The sequence below is a fragment of the Streptomyces sp. NPDC059696 genome (assembly GCF_042733745.1).
Taxonomy (GTDB): Bacteria; Actinomycetota; Actinomycetes; order Streptomycetales; family Streptomycetaceae; genus Streptomyces.
This window is the reverse complement of sequence record NZ_JBHWFG010000069.1, coordinates 1-6674: the sequence shown is the minus strand read 5'-3', so window position 1 is coordinate 6674 and position 6674 is coordinate 1. Positions and strand designations below refer to the sequence as shown.

Here is a 6674-nt window from a genome sequence, read left to right as displayed (position 1 = left end):
GAAAAAACCACGTAACGTCGTCCGAAGAGCACGGACCCCTCGGACGACTGCCAGACGTCCGGTCAGCCGGCCTGGGCCTTCAGGTGGCGGCGCAGGTACTCGCCGGTGAGGGAGGAATCCGCGGCGAGCAGGTCCTTCGGCGTACCGGTGAAGACGATCTCCCCGCCTTCCCGTCCGCCGTCGGGGCCAAGGTCGATGATCCAGTCGGCCTGCTGCACCACATCGAGGTTGTGCTCGATGACCACGACGGTGTTGCCCGCCTCGACGAGACCGTCCAGGAGCGCCAGCAGGGTGTCCACGTCCGACATGTGCAGCCCGGTGGTGGGCTCGTCCAGGACGTAGACCGTGCCCGTGCGGTGCAGCTGGTCGGCGAGCTTGATGCGCTGCAGCTCACCACCGGAGAGGCTGGAGAGCGGCTGACCCAGGCTGAGGTACCCGAGGCCGACGTCCACGAGGGCGCGCAGCTTGGGCAGCAGCGCCTTCTCGGTGAAGAACTCGACGGCCTCGTCGGCGGGCAGCTCCAGGACGTCCGCGATGGACTTGCCGCGAAGCTTGTGCTCCAGGACCTCGGGCTTGAAGCGGCGCCCCTCACAGACACCGCAGTGGGTGGTCACGGGGTCCATGAAGGCCAGCTCGGTGATGATGACCCCGCGGCCCTGGCACTCCTCGCACGAGCCCTTCGAGTTGAAGCTGAACAGTGAGGCGTTCGCGCCGGTCTCCTTCGCGAACAGCTTGCGCAGCGGGTCCATCAGACCGAGGTAGGACACCGGTGTGGAGCGCGAGGAGGCGGCGATCGCGGACTGGTCGACGAACACGGCGTCGGGGTGCGCCTCCATGAAGGCCCCGGAGATCAGGCTGCTCTTGCCGGAACCCGCCACCCCGGTCACCGCGGTCAGCACGCCGGTGGGTACGGCCACGGAGACCTGCTTCAGGTTGTGCAGATCCGCGTTCTCCACGGTCAGCTCCCCCGTGGGCGGGCGGACCTCCTCCTTCACGCGTGCCCCGCGCCGCAGTGCCTCCCCCGTCCGGGTCTTCGCCTTCCGCAGCTCCGCGAAGGACCCCTCGAACACGATTTCGCCACCGTGCACCCCGGCCCCGGGGCCGACGTCGACGATGTGGTCGGCGATCTCGATCACATCGGGGTCGTGCTCGACGACCAGCACGGTGTTCCCCTTGTCGCGCAGCGCGCGCAGCAGCTCGTTGAGCCGTCCCACGTCGCGCGGGTGCAGGCCGATGCTGGGCTCGTCGAAGATGTAGGTGAGCCCGGCCAGACCACTGCCGAGGTGGCGGACCATCTTCAGCCGCTGCCCCTCGCCCCCGGAGAGGTCGGCCGTGGGCCGGTCCAGGGTCAGGTAGCCGAGCCCGATGGACACGATCCGCTCCAGGGCCGTGCGCGCGGCCTTCGCGAGGGGAGCCGCGGCCGGCTCTGTGACGCCGGTGAGCACCTCCGTGAGGTCGCGGACCTCCATGCTCGAGTAGTCGGCGATGTTCTTGCCGTCGATCCGCACGTCGAGCGCGGCGGCGTTGAGCCGCGCCCCCCGGCAGGAGGGGCAGACGCCGTCGGTGACGAAGCGTTCGATGACCTCGCGCTTACGATCACTCAGGGCGCTGAGGTCGCGCTTGAGGTTGAGCCGCTCGAACCGGTCGGCCAGCCCTTCGTAGTTCGTCTGGAACTCGGTGCTCTTGGTCTTCAGCGTCACCTTCCCGCCGGTGCCGCGCAGCAGGGTGTCCAATTCCTCGGCGCTGTACTCGGCGATCGGCTTGGCCGGATCCAGACGGCCTGACTTCGCCCAGATCTGCCAGTCGGGGCTGCCCACCTTGTACTCGGGGAAGAGAACCGCCCCGTCGTCCAGGGACTTCGAGCGGTCCAGCATCTTGTCCAGGTCGAGGGCGATGCTCTGGCCGAGACCGTCGCAGTCCGGGCACATGCCCTGGGGGTCGTTGAACGAGAACGCGGAGACGCCGAGCGAGGACGGCTTCTTGTCCGTCGTCGTGCCGAACCGGGCGAACAGGGCCCGGATCATGGGCTGCACGTCGGTCATGGTGCCCACCGTGGACCGGGCGTTGCCCCCCACCGGCTTCTGGTCGACGATCACCGGGGTGGTGAGGTTCTCGATCGCCTCGGCCTGCGGACGTTCGTACTTCGGGAGCTGGTTGCGGATGTACCAGCTGAAGGTGGAGTTCAGCTGCCGCTGGGCCTCCACGGCCACCGTGTCGAAGACGATCGACGACTTGCCCGATCCCGAGACCCCCGTGAAGACCGTGATCTGGTTGCGGGGGATCGTCAGCGAGACATCCTTGAGATTGTGGATCCGCGCGCCCGCGATACGGATGCCGTCTCCCGGACCGGATGCGGTGTCCGCGCCGGGGGTGGGGTCGGTGACGCTCACAGAGTTCTCCTCCTGGTTCCGTTCATGAGTCACCGTTCCGCCGGACGGACCGGCGGAACGGTAACCACCTAGCCTGCACTCAGGAGGTGTCCGCGGTCTTCTCCTGCCGTGCTGACTTGGGCGGCGGCCCGCCCGAGAAGGCGGGCTCGGTGCTCCAGCCGGCCAGCCGCTCCTCCCGCTCCTGCTCGTCGCTCTCGAAAGCGATCCGGCTGCTCGCCCAGCGCAGGAGCGGCGGCGCCGACACCGAGGTGATGAGGGCGATCAGCACGATGATCGTGAAGGTGACGGTGTCCAGTACGCCGATGCGCAGCCCGACCAGGGCGATCACCACCTCGATCATCCCGCGCGAGTTCATCCCCGCCCCGAGCGCCAGCCCCTCGTACCGGCTCATCCCGCCGCTGCGGGCGGCGACGTACGCACCGGCGAACTTGCCGAGCGTGGCCACGAAGAGGACGACGACACCGGTGAGGAGGACCGACGGCTCCGCGAGCGCCGTCAGGTCCATGCGCAGCCCCACACTGCCCAGGAACACCGGGGCGAACACGGCCATGACCAGGGTGCGCAGCGGAGCCAGCCGCGCCGGGTCGATGTGCCGGAGCAGGGTGGCCCCGGCCACGAACGCCCCGAACAGCGCCTCCATCCCGGCCGCCGCGGTCAGCGCCCCGTACAGGACGACGACGGCCACGCCGACGGTGATGGCCGACACCGGAACCCGGCCGCCCCCGGTACGGGACATCCGCCTGCCGATCGGGCCGCCCACCGCGCACGCCGCGGCGATGAACACGGCGGTCCAGGCCATTGTGGTCAGGACCACGGGCCCGCCGGCCCCCCCGCTGGCCAACGCCGTCACCAGGGCGAGCAGCAGCCAGCCCACCGCATCGTCGAACACGGCGGCCGCGATGAGCAACTGGCCGACGTTGCGGTGCGTGAGGTTCAGGTCCGCGAGCGTCTTGGCGATCACCGGGAGCGCGGTGACGCACATGGCGACCCCGAGGAACAGCGCGAAGACGCCCCGTTCTCCGGAGTCCGTCAGCAGCGAGGCCGGCACCAGGTACCCGGTGGCGATACCCAGCCCCAGAGGCACCAGGAGACCGGCCAGGCTCACCCGGGCAGCCAGCCCCCCGCGCCTGCGCAGGATCAGGGGGTCGAACTGAGCCCCGGCGATGGCCACCAGCAGCAGGATGCCGAACTGGCAGAACGCGTCGAGCAGGTGCGCCTGCGACATGTCCGCGGGGAACAGCCGGCCGGAGAGCCCCGGTGCGATCTGCCCCAGCAGCGTCGGCCCCAGCAGCACCCCCGCGGTCAGTTCCCCCACCAGGGGCGGTAGGCCGACCCGGGCGCCCAGCCGCCCCAGACCGTAGGCGCAGACGAGGAGTACGCCGACCTGGAGCAGGAAGACGGTCAGCGGCTCCCCGCCCAGCGGCGACGTGGCGGCGGCGAGCGCCGCCACGTCAGGACCGTGCATGGGGAACCCAGCCCAGTCCGTCCGTCGACGCGGCCAGGCCCCCCTGCCTGACCGGTCGCTCGGCCCCCGCCTCGTCGCCGAGCAGCGCCCGCGCCTGCAGGGCGGCGCCCTGCTCCATGAGACGGCCCACCACCTTTCCCGGCACGGCGCCGTGCGGCCCGCCGGTGTCGTCCGCGGCGGTGTGCGTCATGCCGGCCATCTCGTCCGACGCCTCGGCGAACCGCTGCCTGGCCCGCGCCGCGTCGGCGAACTCGTCGGAGGAGACCCCGCCGATCAGCTCGACGAACGACTCCAGGTCGGAGTCCGCGGTGTTGGAGATCTTCCGGGCCTGCCAGAAGTAGGAGTCCTCCGAATGGTGCATGTCGTAGAAGCCGACGAGGAACTCGTAGAAGCGGCTGTACTCCAGCCGGTAGCGCGCCTCGAACTCCTCGAACGCGGTGGTCTCGTCGACCGTCCCGTCCAGGCAGGAGTTGAGCGAGCGCGCGGCCAGCAGCCCGCTGTAGGTGGCGAGGTGGACCCCGGAGGAGAACACCGGGTCGACGAAGCACGCGGCGTCCCCGATCAGGGCCATGCCCGGCGCCCAGAACTTCGTGTTGCTGTACGACCAGTCCTTGCGGACCCGCAGCTCGCCGTAGGGGCCCTCGGTCACCCGGGTGGCCTCGGAGAGCTTCTCCGCGATCAGCGGGCAGGCCGCGATGAACGACTCCATCGCCTTCTCGGGGTCGCCCTGCACCAGGCTCGCCGAGTCCCGGTTCACCACCGCGCCGACGCTGGTCAGGTCGGGGGTCAGGGGGATGTACCAGAACCAGCCGTGCTCGAAGGCGCAGGTGAAGATGTTCCCGGAGTTCGGCTTGGGCAGCCGCTTGCCGCCGTTGAAGTAGCCGAACAGGGCGAGGTTGCGGAAGAAGGGCGAGTACTCGCGCTTGGAGCCGGACTTCTTGTACAGCCCGCCGGTGTTGCCGGAGGCGTCCACGACGAAGCGGGCGCTCACCTCGTGCTCACGCCCCTCGGCGTCCCGGTAGCGCACCCCCCGGACCCGGCCGTCCTCGGCCTTGAGCACGTCGAGGACGTCGCTGTTCTCCCGTACCTCCACCCCGTGCTTGCGAGCGTTGTCGAGGAGGATCTTGTCGAACTTCATGCGTTCGACCTGGTAGGCGTACCCCGTCGCACCGGGCATCCGGCGCGAGACGGCGAAGTCGAACGTCCAGGGCTCGGGGTTGGCGCCCCACTTGAACGTCCCGCCGTGCTTGATCGTGAAAGAGGCCTTCTTCAGCTCGTCGGAGACGTCGAGGAGATGCGCGATGCCGTGGACGGTGGCGGGGAGGAGGGACTCACCGATCTGGTAGCGCGGGAAGGTCTCCTTCTCCAACTGGAGCACCCGGTGACCCCTCTTGCGGACCAGCGTGGACACGGTCGAGCCCGCCGGGCCACCGCCCACCACGATGACGTCGTACTGCGCTGACACGTCCACGGAGTCTCCTTCTCGCGCGTCGGGAAGCGGCGTCTCACATTCGCTGGAATCCTCCGGCCCGCCGCGGGGGCGCCGCATCTCCGGGATTGCGAAGTCGTGGGCATTCTGCGAGAAGCGCGTACCGCGCGGTCCGGTCTACAGTGACGTGGAATTTCAGTGATTGCGCTGAAGGGCGGAACACAATGAAGGCACTTGTACTGTCGGGCGGTTCGGGAACCCGCCTGCGCCCGATCAGTTACGCCATGCCGAAGCAGCTTGTTCCGATCGCCGGGAAGCCGGTCCTGGAATACGTTCTGGAGAATATTCGCGACCTCGATATCAAAGAGGTCGGTATTGTCGTCGGCGACTGGGCTCAGGAAATCATTGAGGCGATCGGGGACGGCAGCCGTTTCGGTCTGCGCATCACCTACATACGCCAGGACCAACCCCTGGGCATCGCGCACTGCGTGAAACTGGCCCGCGAGTTCCTCGACGAGGACGACTTCGTCCTGTACCTGGGCGACATCATGCTCGACGGGGACCTGCCGGCGCAGGCCCGGGAGTTCCTCCGGGCCCGCCCCGCCGCGCGGATCGTCGTGCGCCAGGTGCCCGACCCCCGGGCCTTCGGCGTGATCGAGCTGGACGCCCAGGGACAGGTGCTGCGCCTGGTGGAGAAGCCCCGGGAACCGCGCAGCGACCTGGCGGCGATCGGCGTGTACTTCTTCACCGCCGACGTGCACCGCGCCGTCGACGCGATCCGGCCGAGCGCCCGCGGGGAGCTGGAGATCACCGACGCGATCCAGTGGCTCCTGGAGCACGGCTCGCGGGTCGAGGCCGGCCGCTACACCGACTACTGGAAGGACACCGGCCGGGTCGAGGACGTCGTGGAGTGCAACCGCCGAATGCTCGGCCGGCTGGCCCGCCGGGTGTCGGGCGAGGTGGGCCCGGAGAGCGAACTGCTGGGCGGTGTGGTCGTCGAGGAGGGCGCGCGCGTGACACGTTCGCGGATCGTGGGGCCCGCGGTGATCGGTGCGGGGACGGTCGTCGAGGACAGCCAGATCGGACCGTACGCCTCCATCGGCCGGCACTGCACGGTGCGGGCCTCCCGGCTCTCCGACTCCATCGTCCTGGACGACGCCTCGATCCTCGCGGTGGCCGGACTGCACGGCTCGCTGATCGGGCGGGGCGCCCGGGTCGGGCCGGGGGCCCGGGGCGAGGCCCGGCACCGCCTGGTCGTCGGCGACCACGTACAGATCGAGATCGCGGCCTGACGCCCGCCTGCCGGGACCCCGGGGGGAGGTCCGGCAGGGGCGTCAGGCCGCGAAGGGCGCTGCCGGGACGGGTGCGACCCGCCCCGGCAGCACACAGG

At 69.9% G+C, this 6674-nt stretch carries 4 protein-coding genes; 1 reads left to right on the top strand and 3 read right to left on the bottom strand.

Features of this window, described 5'->3' with window-relative positions:
* Nucleotides 1-62 precede the first annotated feature (62 nt).
* From ACFV20_RS36325 to ACFV20_RS36315, 3 genes are all read right to left on the bottom strand, one after another.
* Nucleotides 63-2390, bottom strand: coding sequence for an excinuclease ABC subunit UvrA (locus tag ACFV20_RS36325; RefSeq protein ID WP_073771946.1), 2328 nt, complete (start codon nucleotides 2388-2390; stop codon nucleotides 63-65).
* A 79-nt stretch (nucleotides 2391-2469) separates the two neighbouring features.
* Complete coding sequence (locus tag ACFV20_RS36320; protein WP_381115500.1) at nucleotides 2470-3840, bottom strand: cation:proton antiporter; 1371 nt, start codon at nucleotides 3838-3840, stop codon at nucleotides 2470-2472.
* A gap of 1 nt (nucleotide 3841) precedes the next feature.
* Nucleotides 3842-5326: a tryptophan 7-halogenase gene (locus ACFV20_RS36315; protein WP_199876532.1), complete on the bottom strand. Its 1485-nt coding sequence runs from the start codon at nucleotides 5324-5326 to the stop codon at nucleotides 3842-3844.
* Nucleotides 5327-5508: 182 nt separating this feature from the next.
* Here ACFV20_RS36315 and ACFV20_RS36310 point away from each other — a divergent pair, with 182 nt between their 5' ends.
* A complete protein-coding gene (locus tag ACFV20_RS36310; protein ID WP_073771948.1) occupies nucleotides 5509-6576 on the top strand; it encodes a glucose-1-phosphate thymidylyltransferase in 1068 nt (355 codons plus the stop codon).
* Nucleotides 6577-6674 lie beyond the last annotated feature (98 nt).

Coding starts and splice junctions, on each gene's coding strand:
- ACFV20_RS36310 (WP_073771948.1), top strand. CDS start 5,509: ATGAAGGCACTTGTACTGTCGGGCGGTTCGGGAACCCGCCTGCGCCCG.